We start from the raw sequence: 24,553 nt of genomic DNA on the forward strand, positions 1-24,553 counted from the left end.
TTCATGCAAAGCAACGATACATAACGCTGAAAGCCGGCTCGGAGCCGGCTTTCAGCATCGGATACTCTTTACGCCCGCTAACTGAAAATATCACGGGCTTTCTCAAAAAAACTCTTTTCCTCCCTGCTGTCGCTGCTGCCCGACGGAGAAAACGCGCCTGATTTCTTCATTTCCCTGAGCAGCTCCCTGTCGCTATGGGAAATATCTTTCGGAACATACACATTGACCCTGACGAGCTGGTCTCCGCGGCCCGACCCTCTGAGATGTCCGATGCCATGCCCTGCGATACGAAGCATGGTTTCCGGCTGCGTCGCAGCAGGAATGGTAAGCTTCACCTCCCCGTCGAGCGTCGGCACGTCGATTTTCGTACCCATCACAAGATCGGGATAACTCACGGCAAGATCGAAAATCACATCATTGCCGCTGCGCTTGAACAATTCATGCGGCTTCTCCTCGATAACCACAATGAGATCTCCCGGTTCACCGCCCCTCGGACCCGCATTGCCCTGTCCCCTCAGCGTCAGATAATTGCCGTCCTGAACGCCGGCAGGAACCGTCACTTTCACGGTCGTCTCCCCCTGCCTGATGCCTTCTCCGTAACAGGAAGTACAGCGATCCTTCACCACCCCGCCTTCGCCGCCGCATGTCGGACATGCCGCTATGTTGACGAACTGGCCGAACATGGTTTTCGAAGCCTGACGAACCTCTCCGGAACCGTGACAGGTCGGGCAGGTTTCCGAAATGCCGGTTTTCGAGCCGCTGCCGTTACACTCCTTGCAGGCTACCTGCTTTTTGATCTTCAGGGTTTTATCGACGCCTTTGGCAATCTCTTCAAGGGTCAGCTTCAGGCGGATTTTCAGGTCCGTTCCCGGAATGCCTGCCGAAGCACGCCCGCGTCGTGCGCCGCCGCCGCCGCCGAAGACATCCTCGAATCCGAAAGGTGAACCACCTCCCCTTGCGCGGCCGCCGAACATATCGTTGAACGCGCTGAAAATATCGCTGAAATCATTCACGCCGCCTCCGTATGCCCCTCCGGCTCCCGATGCGGCCGAAGAACCAACGCCCGCATGACCGAACTGATCGTAACGCCGACGCTTGTCGTCGTTGCTGAGCACCTCGTAAGCCTCGTTGACCTCCTTGAAATGCTCCTCGGCATCCTTGTTATCGGGATTCTTGTCAGGATGATACTGCAAGGCAAGCTTACGGTATGCTTTCTTTATATCGTCCTTCGAGGCGGAACGGCTGACGCCGAGCACCTCGTAATAGTCTTTTTTCATAGTTCAGATCTCTATAGAGCGTCACACGCCAACAATAAATTAGTGGAATCCATCATTCTATTTTGCAACGATTACCCTTGCATGCCGCAGAACCCTGTCCCCGAGAAGATAGCCGGACTGATACTCCTCGACAATAGTTTCCGGTTCGGTATCCGGAACATCGATCATGGATATCGCCTCATGAAAATTCACATCGAGCTTCCTTCCGACAGCTTCGATTTCGCTTACCCCCTTTTCAGCAAGCCAGTTATCGAAACTCCTCTTCAGCAACTCCACGCCGTCTACGTAAGGCTTCGCTTCGGCCGTAATCTCAAGCACCCCGGGAGCATTCCGGACAACCCGTTTAAGATCGTCGAGCAGCGGGAGAAGTTCCCTGATCGTTGACTCGAGGGCCCTGGACCCTGCGGCGACCGACTCGCGCTCCTTGACTTTCCTGAAATTCTCGAACTCCGCGGCTTTTCGCAGCAGCTCTTCCCGATAACGCTCGATCTCCGACTGCTTCGAGGCTATTTCGGCTTCAAGCTCCGGAATTCTCGACAGCTGCTTCTGCACCTCGCCCTCCGCTTCATGCCCGGATTCAGTAACGCCCTTATCCTCCACATCCGACGATGCGCCTGACTGATTATGAAGTTCCTTGTCTGTTGATACTTTCTTTTTCATAAACATGAAAACCGGTTAAAAAAATTTACGTGACATCCGACAATGTTGCCGAAAGACGGTCCGCCATATAATTAAGAACCCTGACGGCATGCTCATAATCCATCCTCGTCGGCCCGAGAATACCGAGCTTGCCGACCATTTCGCCGACATAATAGGGTGTCGAAACGATGGTCAGCTCCCCTGCGTTTCCCTGGATGTTTTCCTTTCCGATGCTGATCGAAACATCCATCCCCTGCTGCCTCAAGGCATCTCCATCCGCAGGAGTCACGCCGACAAGCTGAGCTACACGGGTTTTATCCTCGATCATGGAAATGAGATCCCGTACCTTTTCCGGCTGCTTGAACTCCGGCTGATCGATAATATACTCGGTACCGGAAATGTAGAGCCGTTCTATGATGGGCGTTTCATCGAACAATTCGCCTGCCGAACGGATCACCCGTTCGAGAAGGGACGTATCGCAGGAGCTGTCGCTGAGCCTTGCCGCGATGCTCCTTCTGATTTCAGCAAGCGTAAGACCGGCAAGACGTTCGTTGAGCAGCGCCGTCACCTGATCGACCTCATGACGCGAAACCGCGATATCGAGTTCCATCAGAATGGTTTTCAGAAACAGCGAACGAATCGACAGAATAACCATCATTCTCGACGAACTGAGCAACACCATATCGAGCTTCTCGAAAACCGCGGTGGAAAAAGCCGGGGAGAGCACCACGCTGAGCTGGCGCGATATGCTGCCGAGAACCCGCGCCGCCGAAAGAAGCACTTCGGAAGAAGTTCCTCTCCTGTCGGAGCCTATCTGACCGAAATCGGCATCGATACGGCGCTTTTCATCGTCATTGATGCGCTGCACCTCCATGATCAGATCGACATAGTAACGATACCCCTTGTCTGTCGGCACCCTGCCGGCAGAAGTGTGCGGCTGGCTTATGAAGCCCTCATCCTCGAGATCCGCCATCACATTGCGAATAGAGGCATCCGACAATCCGAGATTGTAGTTCCTGGCTATATACCTGGACCCTACCGGAGCGGCTGAAACGATATACGACTGGATAACGATACCCAGCACCTGCCGTTCCCGCAAGGTCAGTTCACGAGCACCCATGGACAAGCACCTTTCCTGTTCACTTCAGCATTCCGGAAAAAACACTCCGGATCTGCAATATTACGATAAATAATCCTGCACGAGAAAACAAACGGCTAACAGTATACGAACGAAGCGGAAAACCATCAAGAATCCGGGCGCGATCATAAAACTTTTTCATAGCAACTGCCGCCGCCGAACCCGGGCAGGAAACCCGGAATGGTAACGCAGTACTACTCCAATAAATTTCAGTACGCGAGCGTGCCGCAAACGATCCTGTCGTTACCCGAATAGTCTTTCCTGACAATAATGCCGCAGAAACCGGCCGATTCCATGAGAGCGCTGACCTTCATGGCGCCATAGGCATGTACTTCCATGCAAAGCTCACCCCCCGTCTTCAGCATCGAGGGAGCCGAACGGCAAATAGCCTTATAAGAAGCCGTTCCGTCCGGAGTGACCAGCGCTTCTTTCGGCTCGAACCCCTTTACCTCTTTCTGCAGCCCCTCCCACTCCTCTTCGGGAATATACGGAGGATTGGAGACGATGAGATCAAACCGGGCATCGAACTGCTCGACAAGCCCTGCATCGAACATATCGGCTTCAAGAAACCTGATCCTCGAAAGCACGCCATGCTTTTGCGCATTGAAACGGGCCACGTCAAGGGCCGGAACCGAACGGTCGATGGCGGTAAAGGCCGGATAGCCCAGCAATAGAGCCAGGGTAACGGAAATACATCCGCTCCCCGTACCGATATCGAGCACCTGGCAAACCGAATCTGGATCCCGGTCTTTGCGGGAATCCAGCACGGACGAAACATGCTCGACAAGCAGCTCGGTTTCAGGCCTGGGAATCAGCACCCGTTCATCGACCAGAAAACGTTTGCCGTAAAAATACTGTTCTCCGGTTATATACTGAACAGGCCGTCCTTCGAGCCTCTGTCGGCAAAGCTCCCGATAGGCTGCAAGTTCGCTGCCGGATACCGGGCGTTCGTGATTGAGATAAAGCCACAACCGGTCCTTGCCGAAAACATGCGACAGCAGTATCTCCGCGCTTAACCGGGGTTCATCGACCTGCCTGCCCGCAAAAAATCCGGCTGTCGTTTTCAGAAGATCGACAATACACCACTGCTTCTGCTGTTCCGCATTCATAAACGAGAGATAAATTCTGAAAAATGGATCGAAAAGCCGCAGCACCAAAGGAAATCGAAAGCAAACATCAGAGAAAAAAAGTTTTGGGGAAACGGCTTTGCAATTAATTCGTTAAGTTTTAAGGTTGATGACGACACGATCGGTCATGTATGACAAAGATATTAATAAATCAATCATTAGCTGTTGTTACGATGAAAAAGGCCCTGTTTCTCATGACGCTCCTCTCCTGCAGCCTGCTGTTCTCACCGAACGGCTTCGCATCCGCCAGATTCACCGGCATCATGGACATGATGCTGAACATGCCCGGAGGAAACGCAGATATTACCTACTACTTCGGAACCGGAGCCCAGCGCATGGATATGGTCATGCGCATGAACCGTATTCCCGAACCGCTGAAAACTACCGTCATCACCAAAGCCGACAGTCCGGACGAAGCCCTGCTGGTCAACCACGAAACAAAAAAATACAGTATCGTAAACCTCAGAACGGCAGCCGAAAACGCAACGCTGCTGGACTTCGACAGCAACTACAAGCTGAAAAGGCTCGGCAAGGAAACCATCAAGGGATACGAGTGCGAACACATAAGCCTGACAAGCTCCACTGAAAAACTCGAGCTCTGGGTCACTTCGGGCCTCGGCGATTTTTCAACATTCCGCATTCTGCAATCGCAGAATCCCCGGCTTTCGAACACATCCCTTGCGCGCACGCTCAAAGAGGCCGGAATCGAAGGATTTCCTGTAAAAATCGTACAGCGCAACCAGAACGGACTCTATACCATGAACCTTGGAACCGTCAGGGAAAAAGAGCTTGCCGCCTCGGTATTCAGCGTACCGAAAGGATATGCAAAAACCGAAGCCGGAACGAAACCGGTCAGCGGCAAAGAAAAGGAACATCTGCGGAACCTCATGGAAAAAATGAAAAAGTTCGAAGAGTAGGCTGTATATTTTTCCGCTTATGTCAACCAAAAACCATCAGAAAACAGCACCGTGGCAGATAAAATAACCTCAAGAAGTCAGGATTATTCCCAGTGGTATATCGACCTGGTCAGGTCGGCCAAACTTGCAGACTACTCGGATGTCCGGGGCTGTATGGTCATCAGGCCGAACGGCTACGCCATCTGGGAAAAAATGCAGGCCGCGCTCGACCGCATGTTCAAGGAAACCGGCCACGTCAACGCCTACTTTCCGCTCTTCATACCGGAAAGCTATATAGCAAAGGAAGCCGAACATATCGAAGGTTTCGCTCCGGAATGCGCCGTAGTAACGCATGGCGGCGGCGAAGAACTCGCCGAAAAACTCTACGTGCGCCCGACCTCGGAAACCATCATCTGGGCATCCTACAAAAAGTGGATCCAGTCATACCGCGACCTGCCGATACTCATCAACCAGTGGGCGAACGTCGTCCGATGGGAAATGAGAACCCGCCTGTTCCTTCGTACCGCCGAATTTCTCTGGCAGGAAGGCCACACAGCGCATGCAACCCGCGAGGAAGCCTCCGAAGAGGTCATGCGCATGATAGGCATCTACAAGAAATTCGCCGAAGAGTACATGGCCCTGCCGGTCATCATGGGCAGAAAAACCGACAGCGAAAAATTCGCCGGAGCTGACGAAACCTATTGCATCGAAGCCATGATGCAGGATGGAAAAGCCCTGCAGGCCGGAACATCGCACCACCTCGGGCAGAACTTCGCCAAAGCGTTCGACTGTCAGTTCCAGACCTCAGAAGGCAGGCTCGACCATGTATGGGCCACCAGCTGGGGCGTATCGACAAGGCTCATCGGCGCGCTCATCATGGCGCACTCCGACGACCGCGGACTTGTGCTTCCTCCGAAGCTTGCCACCCGGCAGGTCGTCATCATCCCGATCCTCCGGGGCGACAAAAGCGCTGTGCTCGCCGGAGCCGAAGCCATTGCCCAAATGCTGAATCAACAGGGCATACCGGCTTTCGTCGACGACAGCGAACAGAACTCACCAGGCTGGAAATTCGCCGAATACGAACTGCAGGGCATACCGCTGAGAATCGAAATCGGCCCGAGAGACCTTGCGGAGAAAAAATGCATTGCGGCACGCCGCGATACGCTTGAAAAAACCGAACTGGCGCTCGACGATACGCTTCATCTCCAGATAAGCGAAATCCTCAACAACATCCAGCAGAACCTGTTCGACAAAGCGCTGCAATTCCGTACCGACAACACCCGCGAGGTTACGACCTATGAGGAATTTCGGCTTGCAGTCGAAAAAGGATTCGTTATCGCCCACTGGGACGGAACGGCCGAAACAGAAGCGAAAATCAAGGAAGAGACGAAAGCGACAATCAGGGTTCTCCCTTCGGAAGACGACTACATCCGGAAATACGGCATGAACGAACCGGGAAAATGCATCTTTTCGGGAAACCCGGCAAAACAGAAGGTCGTGTTCGCAAAAGCCTATTGAGGCACCATAAGGCGGCACCGCACAAAACAATGGATTCCGGCAAGGCGCAGGAGCCGAAGCTTGAACGCCCTGCCGGAATTACATATTTCCCCGTCGCACAGGAAACGGAAAAACATCAGACACTGCAACGGCACTCAGGCATCCTTGTAGAAATCCTTCAGACCCGCATCATCGGGCTTCATGGTTTTATCGCCCTTGTTCCAGTTCGCGGGACACACTTCGCCGAACTCCTCGGTGAACTGCAGAGCATCCACCATCCGGAGCACTTCGTCGACGTTCCTGCCCAGACCCAGATCGTTCACGACCTGATGACGCACTACGCCATCGCGATCGATAAGGAAAAGCCCCCTGAGCGACACACCCGCATCCGGAGCAAGCACGTCATAATCCCTCGATATGGTTTTGTTTATATCCGACAGAAGCGTATAGGTTACCCCCTCGATACCACCGAGGTTTTTAGGCGTACGCAGCCAGGCGTGATGCGAAAACTTCGAATCCACCGAACAGCCTATCACCTCGACATTACGCTTTGCAAACTCGTCGAGCTTCTCCTGAAAAGCATGAAGCTCCGTAGGACAGACAAACGTGAAATCAAGCGGATAGAAAAACAGCACGACATATTTCCCCCTGTAATCCGACAACTTGCACGAATCGACGAACTGCGACCCGCCTGTTACAGCCTCCACGTCGAATTCCGGAGCTTTCCGGCCTACCAATACACTCATATCAGTCTCCTTTACATAATTGTGTTATAGAAAAAACTTCAGCAATATCGAAACAACCGCCACGAAAATAATCAGGATAATTTTTATCCAATATAACTTTTTTCATGAAATAAAAAAACCCGTCGATACATCCCGTTATTATCGTTATTCGTATCTTCTTGCAGGACGCCTCGTTACCTCAGCAGCAAAAAACCATGCGATCTTTTTTCGATTTCCAGCTCCACCGTACGGGATACCGTCAGGAAACACTTGCCGGCATCACGACATTCGTCACGCTCGCATACATCATCATCGTCAACCCTGCCATCCTTTCTGCGGCGGGCGTTCCCAAAGGAGCCGCCATGACGGCCACCATCCTCACCGCGGCATTCGGCACCCTCCTGATGGCCCTATGGGCGAAAAGGCCGTTTGCCGTTGCTCCATACATGGGCGAAAACGCTTTTATCGCCTATACGGTCGTCAACATAATGGGATACTCATGGCAGACCGCCATGGCCGCTATCTTCATCAGCGGAGTGCTCTTCACGCTCATGACGCTCGGAGGTCTGCGCCAGTGGCTCGCAGAAGCCATACCCTCCTCGCTCAAACACAGTTTTTCAATCGGCATAGGACTCTTCCTCGCCTTTATCGGCCTGAACGACATGGGAGTAATTGCTCTGGGAGTACAGGGCGCACCGGTACGGCTCGGCAACCTCACGCGCCCCGAAGTGCTTATCAGCCTGGCCGGGCTGCTCTGCATGACCATCCTGCTCGTCCGGAAGATATCCGGCGCCATTCTCATCGGCATTGCCTGCACAACGCTCCTGCTTCTCGGCTTCGGCAAAATCTCCATGCCGGCATCGATAATCAGCGCGCCACCATCGATAGCCCCGATATTCATGAACATCGATATTCAGGGAGCGCTGACCTGGGGATTCGCAGGAGTAATCGTCACGACGCTCGTCATGGATTTCGTCGATACCATGGGAACGCTTTTCGGACTCTCCTCCCGCGCAGGACTGCTCGATGCCGAAGACAACCTTCCCGAGATCGAAAAACCCATGATGGTCGACGCCCTCTCGACCATCGCGGCCTCCATTTTCGGAACGACGACCGCCGGCATTTATATCGAATCGGCTGCCGGTATCGAGCAGGGAGGCAGAACCGGATTCACCGCTCTGGTCGTCGCCGGCCTCTTCCTCCTGGCCCTCTTTTTCTCGCCGCTCCTGACGATGATACCCTCGCAGGCATACGGTCCGGCCCTTGTCGTCATCGGTATGTTCATGATGGAATCGGCAACGAAGCTCGACTTCCGAAACTACAGCGAATTTTTTCCGGCATTCATGACCATAATACTCATCATCTTCACCTACAATATCGGGGTAGGCATTACGGCGGGATTCATCGGCTACGCCCTGCTCCGGGCCCTTACCGGAAGAATCCGGGAAGTGCACCCGGGCATGTGGATTCTCGCCCTGCTCTCGATTGCCTTCTACCTCTTCTATCCCTACCACTGAAACCGGAGAACCCATGCTGCGCGCAACCATAAGAATAGCTCAGACAGGAAGCGTTCTTGCAAATTTCGACGAAAACCTCGATCGACACTGCGCCATCGTAGAAGATGCGATACGGGCAGGGAAAGATGCCGTCATTTTTCCGGAGCTGTCGCTCTCCGGCTACAACGTCCAGGATGCTGCCCAGGACATAGCCATGCACATCCGGGACAAAAAACTCGACCCGCTCCGCCTGCTGAGCAAAAAAATCTGCATCATCTGCGGCGGTATAGAACTGAGCGACGACTACGGAGTCTACAACTCGGCATTCATGTTCGAAGACGGGGAAGGAAAAAGCATCCACAGAAAACTCTATCTTCCGACATACGGCATGTTCGAAGAACTCCGGTATTTTTCCGCCGGAGGGCATGTACGAGCCGTCGATTCAAAACGACTGGGAAGGATCGGCGTAGCCATCTGCGAAGATTTCTGGCATGTTTCGGTACCCTACCTGCTCGCCCACCAGGGCGCAAAAATGCTCATCGCGCTCATGTCGAGCCCGCTTCGCCTTGCACCGGGTATCGGCACTCCGGCAATCGTCTCCCGATGGCAGACTATCGCAGGAACCTATGCATTCCTGTTCAGCACCTATGTCGCCTGCGTGAACAGAACAGGAAACGAAGACAGCTTCACCTACTGGGGAAACTCCTCCCTCACCGGACCGGACGGCACACTTATCGCTGCGGCTCCACTCTTCAGAGAAGAACTGCTCGACGCAGCCGTGGATTTCGCCGAGGTCAAACGAACCCGACTGCACTCGTCGCATTTCCTCGACGAAGACATCGGGCTATTCGCCGCGGAACTTCACCACATCATCAACGAGAAAAGACCGTTCTCATGACGACGGCTGCCGGCCCATTGAAAAACCAGGGGCCGTCAGACAGCATCTGAAACCCCGCTGCCGCATAGCCTCCATGGCTGTATCGGCTGAATCGCGACTGTCGAAAAGCGCGAAAACCGCAGAGCCGCTTCCCGAAAGCGAAGCGTAAAACCCGCCGTAATCGAGCAACTCCCGTTTTACCGCTTTCACCACGGGAAAATGATCGAACACTGCCGGTTCGAAATCGTTTTCGAAAGCGCCAAGCACAGAACGGTCGCCATCGACGCAAAGTTTTTTTGCAAGTGTCCTCAGATCAGGCACCGCGCGTCCGAACCGCGAATAAAAATTCCTGTAAGCCCATACAGTCGAAACATGCTCCTCGGGAAAAACCGTAACCACATGGAACGGCAGAGTCATCGAAAGGTCCTCGAGGTCGTCCCCGATGCCTCTGGCGTAAGCAAGGCCGTTCATTTCGAGAAAATACGGCACATCCGCCCCCAGCCTGACGGCAAGCAGGTGCAGATCGTCTGCCGAAGCTCCGGCATTCCACCGTTCGTTAAGCGTCCTGAGCACCGTCGCCGCATCGCTGCTTCCTCCGCCAAGACCTGCCCCGAAAGGAATTCTCTTGTCGAGAGTGATGGAAACCCCTCTGCCAATGCCCGCTGATTCGCGCAGGATTCTGGCAGCCCTCAGGCAGAGGTTCTCATCGTCAACAGGCAGCCCCGGATCGGTACAACTCATGACAAGCGAGTCGGAATCGGCAAATTCGAGCGTATCGAACCAGTCTACAGGAGCGAAAACCGTCTCTATCGTATGGTACCCGTCGGCCCGTTTCGAAGTGATCAGAAGCCCGAGATTGATTTTCGCAAAAGATTTAACCGAAAGCGTATGCATAAGCGCAGGATGAGTTTAAAGAAAAAATAAAATATTTGGCATATTGGTACAGGAGTTTCAAAGCGAATCATTCAGCAATTCTCACATACGTCAAACACCATGTCTTCTCTGCATAAAACCGGAACGGTCATAATTGCGCTGCTCCTGGCGATGCTCACGGCATCCGGGCAGGAGCTTCATGCGGCGCAGACCTCCTACGCGCCGCAGATACTGCAGTACGTCCGTGAAGATAAGGTTTATTTATTAGAAAATATCCGGAAGAACCTCACCATACCTTCAGAAAAACTGCTTGTCGAAGCACTGCTTTCCGAAGACGGACCCCAGGCGGCATACCTCTACCGGAAACAGCTTGCGGAATACCCCGATCCATCCCTTGACGCAATCAGCACCTCAAGGCTTTCATCGTTTCAGTTCGCCCTGAACCAGCCGCTTGCATTTGCCGAAGTCGTGCCACCCGCCGTTGCGGCGCCAGCGCAAAAAACGCCTGCGCAAACCCAGGCCGCAACGCAGAAACCGGCAATAACACAACCTCAGCAATTGAAAGAGAGCACCACCATGCCAGGCCCCGCCCTACGGCCCGATACCGCAGGAACGCTCTTCACCCTGCAGTTCGGCAGTTTCAGCAACAGGACAAACGCCGAAAACCTTGCCATGCAGCTCGCATCCTATGGCGAAGTGGCGATTATTCAGAACGACGGTATGCACAAAGTCAGGCTCCGGAAAACATGGCAATCGGAAAACCAGGCGATCGATGCCGGCCGCACCATACCCTTTACCTCCGTTGCGGTGCCTGTCAGATAAGCGGCAACGCCAGAACAGGATTTCCATGAAACCCGCAAGAGAACACAGCCTTCTGATTGGACAGTCGAGCGTCATGATCCGCCTCCGGGAACTTGCGTTGCAGGTCGCCGAAACGGATATCACCGTCCTCATCACCGGCGAAACAGGATCCGGAAAAGAGGTGCTCGCGCGATACATCCACGAACACAGCCGTCGATCAACAAACAACTTCATACCGGTCAATTGCGGAGCAATCCCTTCGGGACTGCTTGAATCAGAACTGTTCGGACATGAAAAAGGCTCATTCACCGGTGCGGTGCAGGCCAGAAAAGGATATTTCGAAAGCGCCGACAGAGGAACCATCTTTCTGGACGAAATCGGCGAAATGCCCCCCGAAACCCAGGTCAAGTTTCTCCGCGTGCTTGAAACCGGTGAATTCCAGCGGGTCGGCGCATCCCGGGCCATCTATTCCGACGCGCGGATCATTGCGGCAACCAACAGGAATCTCTATCAGGAAGTGGCCGAAAACAGGTTCCGGGAAGATCTCTACTACCGGCTCAGAAGCGTCGAACTCCAGCTCCCTCCCCTGCGGGAACGAGGCCGCGACATCCTTGTGCTGACCGAGCATTTCGTCCGCGAAGCCGAACAGCGCAACGGAATCGCCTTCGAAGGATTCGACGCCGAAGCCGCCGATATGCTGCTTCGTTACCCATGGCCGGGAAACATCCGGGAACTGCGAAACCTCATCGACTCGCTGCTCGTGCTCGAAAAAGGAAGGAAAATAACATCCGGGATCCTCGAAAAACATCTCATTCAGCGAAGCCGGCACAAAAGTCTCGTTCACGACCCGTCCCGATCCGAAAAACAGGAGCTGAACCTGATATACAGCAGCATCATTCAGCTTCGCCAGGAAATGAGCGAGATCCGCCACCTCCTGCAGCTGCTCCTCCACAACCGCCCGCAACCTTCGCCGCTCCTTCTTCCCGGCCCAGCGAGCCAGACCGCAGCACAAACGCAGGAACCACCGGCAGCCCGCACCGAAACCGGAGCGGCGGAAAAGCAAGCAACCTCGCCATCTCTCGGGGATATCGAGAAACAAACCATTATCGACACCCTGAAAGCCAATGGCAACAACAAACGACTGACCGCAAAAACACTGGGAATCACTGAACGCACCCTTTACCGTAAAATCAAATCCTACGGAATCGGCAATTGAATGGCTGCCGAACGGGAAAAACCGCTTACCCGCGTTCTCTGCCGAAAAGGGCAACACCCGCCAACACGACGGACACCAGCGCAGCTGCTCTCGGCAACATATCCGGAAAACGGGTATACAGGCTCAGATCGCTGTACAGCGGCACATCAGCCGTAAGCGTCCGCTCTTCCCACCACGGAATCTCTGCGTAGACTCTTCCGTACCGGTCGATAAACCCGGTAATGCCTGTATTGGCGCAACGCGCCATGGCCCTGCGATTCTCGATGCAGCGAAGTTTTGCAATAGCGGCATGCTGGTAAGGGCCATATGAAGTCGAATACCAGCCGTCATTGGTTACCAGCGTCAGGAACTGGGCTCCGTTACGGACAAACCCCGTCACCAGACCGGGAAAAATCGATTCGTAACAGATGATATTGGCGGTTTTCACCTTACCGTTCCTCCTCGAATCGAATTCCATAGACGGAGTATCCGAACCCCGCCCCCAGCTGCTGATGCCGGCCAGAGATACGGTGAACCGGTCAAGCCACGGGAAATACTCCACATAGGGAACCCGCTCCGCAAAAGGAACCAGCCTGTTCTTGCGATACACCTGCGGATCTGCTGCGTCGGCAGTGAGCAGCATGGAAGCGTTGAAGGTTTCGAAATGCCGGCCGCTCGAACTGTCAAACTTGACCTCTCCGCTCCTTGCCCGTTCGGAATCCGGATGGTAATAGACGATATCAGAAAACCCGCTGAGCAGTGAAACCCTCCACTCCCTGAGCGTAAAACGAAGCGACTGCAGATAACCTGAATTCACGGTATCGAGAATAAAAAAAGGAATAGCGGTTTCCGGCCAGATAACCAGGTCGGGAGCATCCCTGAAAACAGCTCGCCCCGTCAGACGGTAATAGCTGTCCATCATATCCTGCCCTGTAAAAAGCTGCCACTTGCTGAAAGGATCGATGTTCGGCTGCACAAGCGTCACCCTGACAGATCCCGAACGGGAATCATGCGATGCCTCCCCGCTGAAAACCTTCCATCCGTAAAAAAACGGCACGGCGATCAGCAGAAGAAGAATGGAAAGTGACCGGCGAGGCATCGGAACCGCTTTTCTCTCAAGCCAGAACAGCGCAGCAAGCACATTGAACAATAACAGCCAGAACGATATGCCCCAGACGCCGGTAATATCGGCATACTGTATCATGCCCGTCAGGTTTGCCTGGGAATTGCCCAGGGTAAGCCATCCGAGGGAAAGATCCTGTTCCATGTACGCCCATTCCCACGCGGTCCAGAAAAAAGGAAGCGAAAAAAGGGCAAAACGGTAACCCCGCTTCCGCTTCACCAGCAGAAAAGGCAGAAAAGGAACCGTCAGAAAAAAAGACTCGGCTATTACGGTCAGAATCCCTCCCGGCAAAGTGGCAAGAGAGACCCACCACAGAGAAACGACGGAAAAGATCAGCATCGAAAACCAGACCTTGCGGTAAGCCTGCCCGAACGGCTCATCCCTCTTCAGGGAAAGCAGGAGAGGAACAAGTCCGATCCATGCCAGAATCTCAAGTCTGACGACAGGATAGGATGGAAATGAAATGCCGAGCAGGATACCGCTCAGAACCGGCATCCCGATCCAGGAAAGCGTTGCTGCATTGAATTTCCCGAAATTGGCGGGCATGAAATTTTCGACGGTTTGCATGAAAAGGGAAATACCGCTGTCAGTATACATTATATCAATGCAATGACGAAGGGCGGCGAGATATATTTTCCTTTAATTATTGATTTTTATTCTTTAAATTTATTACAAGCTGTTATTTAACAGGAATACACTCCGTGTACTTCCTGAAAATATCCAATTTCAACGCCACCAGAAAAAGGAGAAATCACTATGGCTCTTTTCGGCACAAAAGACACCACCACCGCCCACTCGGATTATGAGATAATCCTCGAGGGTGGATCGAGCTCGTGGGGAAAGGTAAAAGGTCGCGCAAAGGTCAACGTACCTCCTGCAAGTCCTCTTCTCCCTGCAGACTGTAACGTCAAGATCAACGTCAAGCCTCTCGATCCCGCAAAAGGGTTCGTGCGCTTTTCGGCAGTGATCGAATCGATTGTTGACAGCACCAAGAACAAGTTGGTCGTCGAGGCCGATATTGCCAATGAAACCAAGGAAAGAAGAATCTGTGTAGGCGAAGGCTCCGTTTCTGTCGGCGACTTCTCGCACTCCTTCTCCTTTGAAGGTTCCGTTGTCAACATGTACTACTACCGCTCCGACGCTGTACGCAGAAACGTTCCGAACCCGATCTACATGCAGGGTCGTCAGTTCCACGACATCATCATGAAAGTGCCGCTCGACAACAACGACGTCATCGACACGTGGGAAGGCACCGTCAGAGCCATATCGAGCACCGGTACGTTCAACGACTGGATCCGCGATTTCTGGTTTATCGGTCCAGCCTTCACAGCGCTGAACGAAGGCGGTCAGAGAATTTCCAAAATAGAGGTAAACAGCATTGGCACCCAGGGCAGCGATAAAGGGCCGGTCGGGGTAACAAGGTGGCGTTTCTCCCACGGCGGTTCCGGTGTTGTAGACTCCATCTCCCGCTGGGCGGAACTCTTCCCGTCGGACAAGCTCAACAGGCCTGCCTCCGTGGAAGCCGGATTCCGTTCCGACTCTCAGGGTATTGAAGTGAAGGTTGACGGCGAATTCCCCGGCGTATCGGTAGACGCAGGCGGCGGACTCCGCAGAATTCTCAACCACCCGCTCATTCCGCTGGTGCACCACGGCATGGTCGGCAAATTCAACGACTTCACGGTTGACACCCAGCTCAAGATCGTACTTCCGAAAGGATACAAGATCCGCTACGCAGCGCCTCAGTTCCGTTCGCAGAACCTCGAGGAATACCGCTGGAGCGGCGGCGCCTACGCCCGCTGGGTCGAGCACGTCTGCAAAGGCGGCTGCGGTCAGTTCGAAGTGCTCTACGCACAGTAAGCATTCTTCAGCTCCAATAAAAAAGCCGGCAAAAGCCGGCTTTTTTATTGCATGAAATCGAGTCAGTCCGATCCGGCAAATCAGACCGATCGGACTCAAACCCCCACAACCCACAACCCACTACCCCAGCATCTGCAGCAGATCCTCGACCTCATCGCGGATTTCCTGCAGAAGCACACGCCGGCGGTCTTCCACGGACGAACTTTTTTTCTGCTCCCTCTCTATCTGTTTCTGAAGCTTGAGAATTTCCGACGTTTTCCGATCGGCATCGACCTCCAACGGTTCGTTTCTGACAAGCTCGCTCGCCCTGCCGAGCTTGTAGCCTTTATCATAGACCAGCTCCTTGATATTGAGCACCATGGCGATATCCCTGTTGGTATAGCGCCGGTTACCGCGCGTATCCCTCGCCGGATTCAATTCGGTGAAAAAACCCTCCCAGTAACGCAGCAGATAGGCCGGCACGCCAGCTATCCGACTCACCTCGCCTATGGAATAGTAACTCTTTCTTGTTTCGAACGGCATACGATTCCCTGTCGCGGTAAAATTTTTTTTACATCTGCTTTATTATACATTACAACGGCAATAACAAAAACACAACGGATGAAAAATCTGCTCGCACTGAAACCTTACCTTCTCAGGTATAAACGTCAGCTCGGCGAAGGCTTTCTATTCATTATCCTCACAAACATCTTTGCGGTAGCCGGACCAAAGTATATCGGCAACGCTATCGACGCAATGCAGGGCCCGTTCAGCATCGAGAACATCCTTGGCGACGCGGCAATGTACACTCTTTTCGCTCTCCTGAGCGGTATCTTCCTCTTCCTTGTACGACAGAAAATCATCGTCACCTCAAGACACATCGAATACGACCTCAAAAACGACTATTACAGCCATCTGCAGCTCCTTTCCCGAAGTTTTTACGACCGGACCAGCACCGGAGAACTTATTTCAAGAGGCACCAACGACCTCAATGCGGTGCGGGATTTTCTCGGTCCCGGCATCATGTACTCCATCAGCACCTTCTTCCGGCTCCTGTTCGCCATCGTGGCGATGCTGGCGCTCTCTCCCGCACTGACCTTCTTCGCGCTGCTTCCCGCCCCCCTGCTCAGCTATCTGGTCTACCGGATAGGCCGCTCCATGCAGAAACGATCGAAAAGCATTCAGGAAAGCTATGCGGAACTCACCAACCTTGTCCAGGAAAACCTTAACGGCATCCGGATCGTAAAAAGCTACACAAGAGAACCCTTTGAAATCCAACGATTCGCACAACTCAACAGAAAGTACTACGACAAAAACCTTGAACTGGCAAAACTGCAGGCGCTCTTTTTCGCCATCCTGACAGCAATGACGGCTTTCTCGCTCATACCGGTGATCTGGTTAGGAGGCATCGGCGCCATCGGCAACGAGATGACGATCGGAGGCATAACCCAGTTCATCGTCTATGTCTCCATGCTGAGCTGGCCGATCATATCGATCGGCTGGGTGACCGGCATTATCCAGAAAGCCGCTTCTGCGCAGGAACGCCTGAACGAAATATTCGCCACGGTTCCCGATATCCCCGCTTCCGAACCATCGCATACCGAAGCGAAGCACAGCGAAAAACCAAAGGGAGAACTCTCGTTCAGAAACGTATCGTTTCACTATCCATCGCAACCTGACGCCCCGGTACTGAAAAACATCACCTTCAGGGTCGAACCAGGTTCAAAAATCGCATTCGTCGGCGCAACCGGTTCAGGAAAAACAAGCCTTGTCAGCCTCATTCCCCGTCTCTACGATCCTTCGGGCGGATCGATCCATCTTGACGGTCGCGACATCCGCTCGATGCCGCCGGACCGGCTGCGGCAGCTGATCGGATTCGTCCCACAGAACAATTTCCTTTTTTCCGACACCATTGAGCATAATATCGGTTACGGACAGGCAGAAAAAACAGACCCTGAAACCATTGCCAACGCAGCCCGCATAGCCATGCTTCACCCCGATGTCGAGGAGTTTCCCGAACGATATCAGACCATGCTCGGAGAAAAAGGCATCAACCTCTCGGGCGGTCAGAAACAGCGGACATGCATAGCACGCGCCGTTGCCCGCGATCCCGCCATACTGGTGCTCGACGATGCCCTCTCGGCCGTCGATACCGCAACCGAAGCAAGCATCTTCGACGCTCTCCTGAAAAAGCTGCCAGACACCACGATAATTCTGATCGGACACCGAATATCGACGGTAAAAAACTGCGACCGCATCTTCGTGCTCAGCGAAGGATCGATAGCCGAAAACGGCTCCCACGAAGAACTGCTGAAGCAGAACGGACTGTACGCCGAACTCTACAACATGCAGCTGCTCGAAGAGGAGATTCTCGCGCTCAGTTGAGCGCGTGCGGAGAAACCGGAACTTCATCGCCCGAAAGCCCCTCAAGCTGTCGGTTCAGATCCTTGCGCGAGAGCGCATACATGTGCACATAGAGCATATTGAACATCAGCACCGCGCTCCTGAGGGTCGGCGCCTGCGCAGCCCGCTTGAGGGCATTGCCGACAGTGAACACCCTCCGGGTCATGGCCGTATAAGCCGGAATGAACTCCTCGAGAGGAATCCCCTTGGGGCGATAGAGCATCTCCTGCCCCCAGGAGAACCTGAAAGCATCGTGATTGGCGCTGTCGTGCAGCAGCCGCCCCTCCTCGGCCAGACGCTCGAATACTCCGGTTCCGGGAATAGGTCGAAGCAGGTTTATACCCGGCACATCGATACCGGTCTGGCCGATAAACTCTTCTATAGCCTCCGGCATGGCAAGCGTATCACCATCGAGACCGAAAATGAAACTCCCGTAAACGCAGATTCCTGCGCTCCGTATGGAACGGATGCACTCCACCTGGCGAGCCGAGGGATTATGGTATTTCCGGTGCGCGAAATTGCTGCCGTCCGACAGACTCTCGATGCCCACAAGCAGCGCGCCGCACCCCGACCTTGCGAACATATCGAGCAATCGGGGATGCTCGCCGAGCTGGGTCGTCGCCTGGCCTACCCACCGGATCCTGAATGGAATCAGCTCCCTGAACAGCTTCAGAGCATAAGCCTCGTCGGCATTGACCGTATCGTCAAGAAAGAAAAAAATCCGCTTATCCTCTTTCAGATACCTTTCCACATCCCTAACCACGTCGTCGATCCGGCGATGCCGAAGCTTGTGGCCGTTCATGACATGCACATTGCAGAAATCGCAGCTGTACGGACACCCCCGCGTCGTCTGCACGACGTTCGTCGTAAAATAGCTGCCGGGACGCAACGCATCCTTGCGCACCAGACGCTCTTTGGAAAGATCCGGAAAAGCCTCCGCCCTGTACTCCGCCTTAAGCGTGCCCGACACAAGATCCCCGAGCACTTCGCTCCACACATCGTCCGCCTCTCCGATAACAAGCACATCGGCATGCTCCCGGCACCGTTCAGGAAAAATCGTGACGTAGGGCCCTCCGAGCACAACACGGATACCCAGGCGCCGGAGGGCCGCCGCAAGCTCGAAAGCCGGCTTCACGGCGCCGGTCTGAACACTTATTCCGGCAAGATCCCAGCCCCTCTGGAGCGGCAGGTCGTCAAACCGGAGATCGCAGATCTCCTGCCGTACTCCGCGAACCGATACGGAACTGAGAATCATCAGGGAAAGCGGCGGAATGGCGAACTGGGCTCTCTTGATCAGCACGTTCATGGCCCGGTCGCGCATCGTTCCGAGCACACTCCTTCCTCCGGCCTGATCATCGAGCAGTGAAGCTCCGTCCACACCGCTGCTTGCCTGCACAAAAATCAGTAAAACAGACTTCTCGCCATTCATACAAAAAAATTAACAGGGTTCTTTTCCGGTTTTCGCGAGCACCTGCAGCCGTTTCAGTTCAATCAGGGCTTCGAGAGGCGTCATCCGGTCAATATCGATCGTTTCGATCGCTCGGCGAAGACGATCGTCGATCTCGTCGAAAAGACTGATCTGCACGCTCTGCAGCATCTTTTCCCGCACCGCCGGAACAGCCACGTCAGGACGATCCATGCCTGCAAGAATCTCTTTGGCCCGATCGGTCACGGCCGAAGGCATGCCCGCCATCCGGGCAACCTCGATACCGTAACTGTTATCCGAAGCCCCCCTGACGATCTTTCTCAGAAACACCACGCTGTCGGCGGTTTCGATGACCGTCGCATTATAGTTCACCACGCCCGCAATGCGGGATTCCAGTTCCGCAAGCTCATGATAATGGGTGGCGAAAAGCGTACGTGCGCCGATCTCTCGCTGAATGTATTCGCATATCGCCCAGGCAATGCCGAGACCGTCCGAAGTACTGGTGCCCCTGCCAATCTCGTCGAGAAGCAGCAGGCTTCGCTCCGTGGCATTATTGAGAATGGCCGACGCCTCGTTCATCTCGACCAGAAACGTGCTCTCACCCGAAGCAAGATTATCGGATGCGCCGACCCTGGTGAAAATCCGGTCGACGATACCGATCTCAGCCCTCTCTGCCGGCACGAAACTCCCCGCCTGGGCAAGCAGAACGATAAGCCCTGTCTGGCGAAGGTAGGAACTCTTGCCGGCCATGTTCGGACCGGTAATGATGAACATCCGCTGCCGGTCGTCGAAAAAACAGTCGTTGGCAACATAAGGCTCATCGGCCGGCATGATCCGCTCAAGCACGGGATGACGTCCCTTTACGATTGAAAGTCCGCCCTGTCCACTCATGACGGGTTTGCAATACCCGTATTCGTCGGCGCAAAGAGCGAACGACACCAGACAGTCGATCTCGGCGACAAAAGCTGCGATATCCTGTATCGCTTCGGCATAAACGGCAATCCGGCGGCAGAGATCATCGAAAAGCTGCCGTTCGAGCAGCAGACTGCGCTCCTCGGCATTCAGGATCCGCTCCTCGTACTCTTTCAGTGCGGGAATGGTAAACCGCTCCGCATTGACGAGAGTCTGTTTCTTTTCGTAATACGAAGGCACCCTGTCGAGATTTGCCCTGCTGATTTCGATATAATAACCGAACACCCTGTTGAACTGGACCTTGAGAGACGAAATCGAGGTTCGCTCACGCTCCTGCTGCTGTATTTCAAGCAGGCGCTCCTTCGCCCTCGAAGCCGTCATGCGGAGCGCGTCGAGCTCCTCATGATAACCCGAACGGATATACCCCCCGTCCCTCATCGAAGCTCCGGCATCCGGATCGACAGCATTTGCAATCAGCTCCGCAAGTTCGGGCAACGGCTCGAGTGAACCGGCAATCGCGGCAAGACGCCCGGAAGACGCTCCGAAAAGTCTCTCTTTCAGGCGGGGAATAACCGAGAGCGCCTCGCCAAGCTGGCGTACCTCGCGCGGTATGGTGCGAAGGGTCGCAATGCGCGAAAGCACCCGCTCCAGATCGCTGATTTCAGCAAGAAGCTCAGCAACCCCGTCGCGCAGATATTTCAGGTTCTTCAGTTCCTCAACGGCATCCTGACGGAGCACGATATCAGCAGCATGCAGAAGCGGGCGCTGCAGCCATTGCCGTAAGAGTCGCGCGCCCATCGGATTTCTCGTCCTGTCGATCACCTGCAACAGACTTCCGACCTTCGAACTGTCCTGCATGGACGAGATAATTTCAAGATTTCTCTTCGTCTGCAGGTCGAGCGTCATGAACTCGCCGCTCTGCAGCGGCCTGATGCGGGTGATATAATGCAGACTGTTCTGACGCGTCTCCTCGAGATAGTGCAGAATCGCTCCGGCGGCAATCTTCGCTGCCGGACTGCCATGAATTCCGAACCCTTTCAGGGAATGCGTCCGGAACTGACGGGCAAGCAGCCCGGCAGCATGATCCTCCCTGAAAAGCCACTCATCGAGCACCGTAAAAGAGGTTTCGGGCGGCAGCAGGCCCCGCAGCTGCTCCGTACGCTCTCGATCGGCAGCAGACACAAGCAGCTCCGCAGGATGCAGTGATCGAAGAAAATCCGCGATCCTGTCGGGATGCTGTTCGCTGATCCTGAACTCCGCCGTCGTCACATCGATAAAAGCCGCGCCGCAAAGCAGCTGCCGCCCCGAACGAAGAAAAGCGACCGCGCAAAGATAATTGTTGTGACGGTCATCAAGAATGCTGTCGCTGTAAGCAACCCCGGGAGTGACGATATCGGTGATCTCCCTGCGGACGATCCCTTTTGCCGTGGCGGGATCCTCGACCTGGTCGCACACCGCGACCTTGTACCCCTTTTTGACGAGCCTTGCAATGTACCCTTCGCTGGCATGATGCGGAAAGCCCGCCATAGGAATCTCTGCCGACGAACCATTCGAGCGCTTTGTCAGCACGATATTCAGCGCACCGGAAACCGTTCCGGCATCATCGAAAAAAGTTTCGTAGAAATCACCGACCCTGAAAAGCAGCAGATGATCCGGATAGCGTTCCTTTACCTCCAGATACTGGCGCATCATGGGAGAATGCTCTTTGTTCTCAACACGTTTGCCGCTCATACGATCGAATATTCTTCATGAACCCAAAACTGCACAATCCCCATAATATACAACACGCCGCTTGACAACAGTTCAACAGAACGATACTTTACCCAATAGCCTCCATAAAACCCGAAGAACCCGTAAATCACATCCATGGACATTAAAACCATTCTCCTTTTCGTGCACGTCACCTGCTTTGCCGCATGGTTCGGAACGGTACTCGCATCACTTTTTCTCCTCAGAACGCTCGAATCCGGACTGACAGGAGCCGCTGAAAACGCCCTCGAAAACGGGCGTCTTCTCAGGGAGTTCATCAGACGAGAAACGAAAGTCGCAGACGTGGCATTCATCGGCGTCGTGCTCTCGGGAATTCTGCTTGCCTCCCTGTTTCACGGATGGACCTTCTGGGTTATCGCAAAAACGCTCCTGATCGTGCTGCAGGTAGCCCTTACCATGGGATACATCATCCGGGCCATTCAGCCTCTGACCTACCCCTGCTCCCTCGAATCGTTCCGCAACTGGTATAAACTGTTCGCAATTTCTCTCACCATGTTCGCCCTTGTGCTCTGCGTAACGTTTTTTATGCTTTGAAGCAGCGGTAATGGGCAAATAATTTGATCCTGAGAGAATGATTGACTATATTCAAACCCTTTATCACTAAACTATACGAGCAAGATGCAGGCGCTGATCAAGATTTCCGATAAACAGTATCTGGTAAAACAGGGTGACAAGCTTTTCGTACCGAAGCAGAAAGCCGAAATCGGCGCAACCCTGGAGGTAACATCCATTGCGGCTGTCGATGGGGAAAATACATCATTACAATCCTCCGGAACCGTACAGGTAAAGGTTATCGACCATGTCAAGGATGAGAAAGTCATCGTTTTCAAGAAAAAACGCAGAAAACGCTACCAGTCAAGAAACGGGCACCGCCAGCAGATGACCCGTATCGAAGTGGTATCACTCTGACAACCGAAAAGATTGCTAACGTTATAATCATATCTTACTATGGCACATAAAAAAGGCGGCGGATCGACGAAAAACGGACGCGACAGCAACCCAAAATATCTCGGCGTAAAAGCAGCCGGCGGATCGACAGTCGCCGCGGGCACCATCATCGTCAGACAGCGGGGCACCGTGATCAAACCGGGCAACAATGCCGGAATCGGTCGTGACCACACCATATTCTCGCTTGTTGACGGAGTTGTAACGTTCCGCAACGGACGCAACGACAAAAAACACGTTGACATCCTCCCTGCCTGATTTGGGTTAAAGCAAATTAAGCTTATATTTATAAAAGCCGTCTACCACCACAGGGCGGCTTTTTTTATGCTACATCGCACAAACCGGCTTTAAGCGGCAGGATCCCGAACCGCCGCTACAAGAGCTTCCTTTACACCTTAAACATAGAGCCTCATGAAAATCACCGTTATCGGAGCCGGAAACGTCGGCGCCACAGCAGCACTCCGCATTGCTGAAAAACAACTCGCAAAGGAGGTCGTACTGATTGATATTGTTGAAGGCATCCCTCAGGGAAAAGCGCTCGATATGTATGAATCCGGCCCTGTCGCGCTGTTCGATACGAGAATCTACGGCTCGAACGACTTCAAAGACTCGGAAAACTCCGACATCATACTTATTACCGCGGGACTTGCTAGAAAACCCGGCATGAGCAGAGAAGATCTGCTTCAGAAAAACGCATCGATCATCAGAGAGGTAACCTCGCAGGTAATGCGGTATTCGCACAACCCCATTCTCATCATGGTATCGAACCCCCTCGACGTCATGACCTATGTAGCCCACTCGATCAGCAACCTTCCTGCAGAGCGCGTTATCGGCATGGCCGGCGTACTCGATACGGCAAGATTCAGAAGCTTCATCGCCGAAGCGCTCGACGTCTCGATGCAGGATATCAACGCTTTTGTGCTCGGAGGACACGGCGACTCCATGGTACCTGTCGTCAAATACACCAGCGTTGCCGGTATACCTCTGACTGAACTGCTCCCTCAGGAACAGATCGACGCCATAGTCGAACGCACCAGAAACGGCGGAATCGAAATCGTCAACCACCTGAAAACCGGTTCAGCCTACTACGCGCCGGCCGCATCGGCAGTGGAAATGATAGATGCCATCGTCAATGACCGCAAGCGGATTCTCCCCTGCACAACCCTGCTCAGCGGGCAGTACGGCATCGACAGCATATTCTGCGGCGTCCCGGTCAAACTCGGCAAAAACGGCATCGAGCAGATCCTCGAAATCAATCTCTCCGGCGACGAACTCGGAGCGCTGCAGAAATCGGCCGCGCTGGTAGAAGAGAACTGCAAAAGCCTCGCATCCATTCTGGCATGAAACCCGTCGGATGAGGAACATGCATAAAAAAGAAAAAGCGGCCGTGAAGCCGCTTTTTCCTTGACCGGGTGTCCCCCATTACACCCGATCGTCCTCACGGGCGTGAGGAGTTTCACCATTATATCTACAAACTTCGTGCCAACACATGCACAACAACATGCTCGCTCCTTATACTCAATACAGACGCCCCGCTCTGGCCGACCGAACAAAACAACGATCCCCAAACAACCCGATAACCGATACATAACGTCTC

General features: G+C 53.8%; 22 protein-coding genes. 12 read left to right on the plus strand and 10 right to left on the minus strand.

The annotated features are described in order from the left end of the window. Positions 1 to 77: 77 nt before the first annotated feature. The 4 genes from dnaJ to prmC all read right to left on the minus strand — a co-directional run bounded on the left by dnaJ (position 78) and on the right by prmC (position 4,163). Entirely contained in the window at positions 78 to 1,277 is a 1,200-nt protein-coding gene (gene dnaJ / locus K4305_RS03815; RefSeq protein ID WP_331561029.1) for a molecular chaperone DnaJ, read from the minus strand. Between the two features lie 57 nt (positions 1,278 to 1,334). Further along, positions 1,335 to 1,937, minus strand: coding sequence for a nucleotide exchange factor GrpE (locus K4305_RS03820; protein ID WP_331561031.1), 603 nt, complete (start codon positions 1,935 to 1,937; stop codon positions 1,335 to 1,337). 25 nt (positions 1,938 to 1,962) lie between these two features. Further along, a complete protein-coding gene (gene hrcA, locus K4305_RS03825; RefSeq protein WP_331561032.1) occupies positions 1,963 to 3,036 on the minus strand; it encodes a heat-inducible transcriptional repressor HrcA in 1,074 nt (357 codons plus the stop codon). Positions 3,037 to 3,263: 227 nt separating this feature from the next. Further along, positions 3,264 to 4,163 (minus strand): peptide chain release factor N(5)-glutamine methyltransferase, encoded by a 900-nt coding sequence (gene prmC, locus K4305_RS03830; protein WP_331561033.1) that lies wholly within the window; start codon positions 4,161 to 4,163, stop codon positions 3,264 to 3,266. A 191-nt stretch (positions 4,164 to 4,354) separates the two neighbouring features. Between prmC and K4305_RS03835 the strand changes: the two genes are divergently transcribed. Beyond that, positions 4,355 to 5,098, plus strand: a complete 744-nt coding sequence (locus K4305_RS03835) for a DUF4412 domain-containing protein (RefSeq protein WP_331561034.1) — start codon at positions 4,355 to 4,357, stop codon at positions 5,096 to 5,098. Between the two features lie 51 nt (positions 5,099 to 5,149). Beyond that, the gene (gene proS, locus K4305_RS03840; protein ID WP_331561036.1) at positions 5,150 to 6,595 is read left to right on the plus strand and encodes a proline--tRNA ligase; all 1,446 of its coding nucleotides are present in this window, start codon (positions 5,150 to 5,152) and stop codon (positions 6,593 to 6,595) included. Positions 6,596 to 6,729: 134 nt separating this feature from the next. On the opposite strand, the gene K4305_RS03845 is transcribed toward proS, so the two are convergent. After that, positions 6,730 to 7,320: a peroxiredoxin gene (locus tag K4305_RS03845; protein ID WP_331561037.1), complete on the minus strand. Its 591-nt coding sequence runs from the start codon at positions 7,318 to 7,320 to the stop codon at positions 6,730 to 6,732. A 194-nt stretch (positions 7,321 to 7,514) separates the two neighbouring features. Here K4305_RS03845 and K4305_RS03850 point away from each other — a divergent pair, with 194 nt between their 5' ends. Together K4305_RS03850 and K4305_RS03855 are read left to right on the plus strand one after the other, a co-directional pair. Further along, positions 7,515 to 8,816, plus strand: a complete 1,302-nt coding sequence (locus K4305_RS03850; RefSeq protein ID WP_331561038.1) for an NCS2 family permease — start codon at positions 7,515 to 7,517, stop codon at positions 8,814 to 8,816. 13 nt (positions 8,817 to 8,829) lie between these two features. Beyond that, positions 8,830 to 9,693, plus strand: coding sequence for a nitrilase-related carbon-nitrogen hydrolase (locus tag K4305_RS03855; protein ID WP_331561039.1), 864 nt, complete (start codon positions 8,830 to 8,832; stop codon positions 9,691 to 9,693). Here the strand turns inward: K4305_RS03855 and ispE are convergent. Beyond that, positions 9,688 to 10,566, minus strand: a complete 879-nt coding sequence (ispE, locus tag K4305_RS03860; protein WP_331561040.1) for a 4-(cytidine 5'-diphospho)-2-C-methyl-D-erythritol kinase — start codon at positions 10,564 to 10,566, stop codon at positions 9,688 to 9,690. The genes K4305_RS03855 and ispE overlap by 6 nt on opposite strands. 99 nt (positions 10,567 to 10,665) lie before the next feature. On the opposite strand from ispE, the gene K4305_RS03865 reads away from it, so the two are divergent. Both K4305_RS03865 and K4305_RS03870 read left to right on the plus strand, forming a co-directional pair. Continuing rightward, positions 10,666 to 11,367, plus strand: coding sequence for an SPOR domain-containing protein (locus tag K4305_RS03865; RefSeq protein WP_331561041.1), 702 nt, complete (start codon positions 10,666 to 10,668; stop codon positions 11,365 to 11,367). Between the two features lie 25 nt (positions 11,368 to 11,392). Beyond that, on the plus strand, positions 11,393 to 12,562 hold the full coding sequence (locus K4305_RS03870) for a sigma-54 interaction domain-containing protein (RefSeq protein ID WP_331561042.1): 1,170 nt from the start codon (positions 11,393 to 11,395) through the stop codon (positions 12,560 to 12,562). A 25-nt stretch (positions 12,563 to 12,587) separates the two neighbouring features. Here the strand turns inward: K4305_RS03870 and lnt are convergent, their stop codons facing one another. After that, complete coding sequence (gene lnt, locus K4305_RS03875) at positions 12,588 to 14,210, minus strand: apolipoprotein N-acyltransferase (RefSeq protein ID WP_331561043.1); 1,623 nt, start codon at positions 14,208 to 14,210, stop codon at positions 12,588 to 12,590. Positions 14,211 to 14,420: 210 nt separating this feature from the next. On the opposite strand from lnt, the gene K4305_RS03880 reads away from it, so the two are divergent. After that, on the plus strand, positions 14,421 to 15,521 hold the full coding sequence (locus tag K4305_RS03880; protein WP_331561044.1) for a bacteriochlorophyll a protein: 1,101 nt from the start codon (positions 14,421 to 14,423) through the stop codon (positions 15,519 to 15,521). A 120-nt stretch (positions 15,522 to 15,641) separates the two neighbouring features. Here K4305_RS03880 and K4305_RS03885 read toward each other — a convergent pair whose 3' ends face one another. After that, positions 15,642 to 16,043, minus strand: a complete 402-nt coding sequence (locus tag K4305_RS03885) for a MerR family transcriptional regulator (RefSeq protein WP_331561045.1) — start codon at positions 16,041 to 16,043, stop codon at positions 15,642 to 15,644. Positions 16,044 to 16,121: 78 nt separating this feature from the next. Here K4305_RS03885 and K4305_RS03890 point away from each other — a divergent pair, with 78 nt between their 5' ends. Beyond that, positions 16,122 to 17,885, plus strand: coding sequence for an ABC transporter ATP-binding protein (locus K4305_RS03890; protein ID WP_331561046.1), 1,764 nt, complete (start codon positions 16,122 to 16,124; stop codon positions 17,883 to 17,885). Here the strand turns inward: K4305_RS03890 and K4305_RS03895 are convergent. Beyond that, positions 17,878 to 19,332, minus strand: coding sequence for a B12-binding domain-containing radical SAM protein (locus K4305_RS03895; protein WP_331561047.1), 1,455 nt, complete (start codon positions 19,330 to 19,332; stop codon positions 17,878 to 17,880). The genes K4305_RS03890 and K4305_RS03895 overlap by 8 nt on opposite strands. Positions 19,333 to 19,341: 9 nt before the next feature. Next, positions 19,342 to 21,972 (minus strand): DNA mismatch repair protein MutS, encoded by a 2,631-nt coding sequence (gene mutS / locus K4305_RS03900; protein ID WP_331561048.1) that lies wholly within the window; start codon positions 21,970 to 21,972, stop codon positions 19,342 to 19,344. Between the two features lie 135 nt (positions 21,973 to 22,107). Here mutS and K4305_RS03905 point away from each other — a divergent pair, with 135 nt between their 5' ends. From K4305_RS03905 to mdh, 4 genes are all read left to right on the plus strand, one after another. Further along, positions 22,108 to 22,545 (plus strand): hypothetical protein, encoded by a 438-nt coding sequence (locus tag K4305_RS03905; RefSeq protein ID WP_331561050.1) that lies wholly within the window; start codon positions 22,108 to 22,110, stop codon positions 22,543 to 22,545. Positions 22,546 to 22,629: 84 nt separating this feature from the next. Further along, a complete protein-coding gene (gene rplU / locus K4305_RS03910) occupies positions 22,630 to 22,920 on the plus strand; it encodes a 50S ribosomal protein L21 (RefSeq protein WP_331561051.1) in 291 nt (96 codons plus the stop codon). Between the two features lie 39 nt (positions 22,921 to 22,959). After that, on the plus strand, positions 22,960 to 23,214 hold the full coding sequence (gene rpmA / locus K4305_RS03915; protein WP_331561052.1) for a 50S ribosomal protein L27: 255 nt from the start codon (positions 22,960 to 22,962) through the stop codon (positions 23,212 to 23,214). A gap of 153 nt (positions 23,215 to 23,367) precedes the next feature. Beyond that, complete coding sequence (gene mdh, locus K4305_RS03920) at positions 23,368 to 24,300, plus strand: malate dehydrogenase (protein ID WP_331561053.1); 933 nt, start codon at positions 23,368 to 23,370, stop codon at positions 24,298 to 24,300. Positions 24,301 to 24,553: the final 253 nt, after the last annotated feature.

Origin of the sequence: Chlorobium sp. (assembly GCF_036528655.1) — a bacterium.
In the GTDB taxonomy this organism is placed as follows: Bacteria; Bacteroidota; Chlorobiia; order Chlorobiales; family Chlorobiaceae; genus Chlorobium.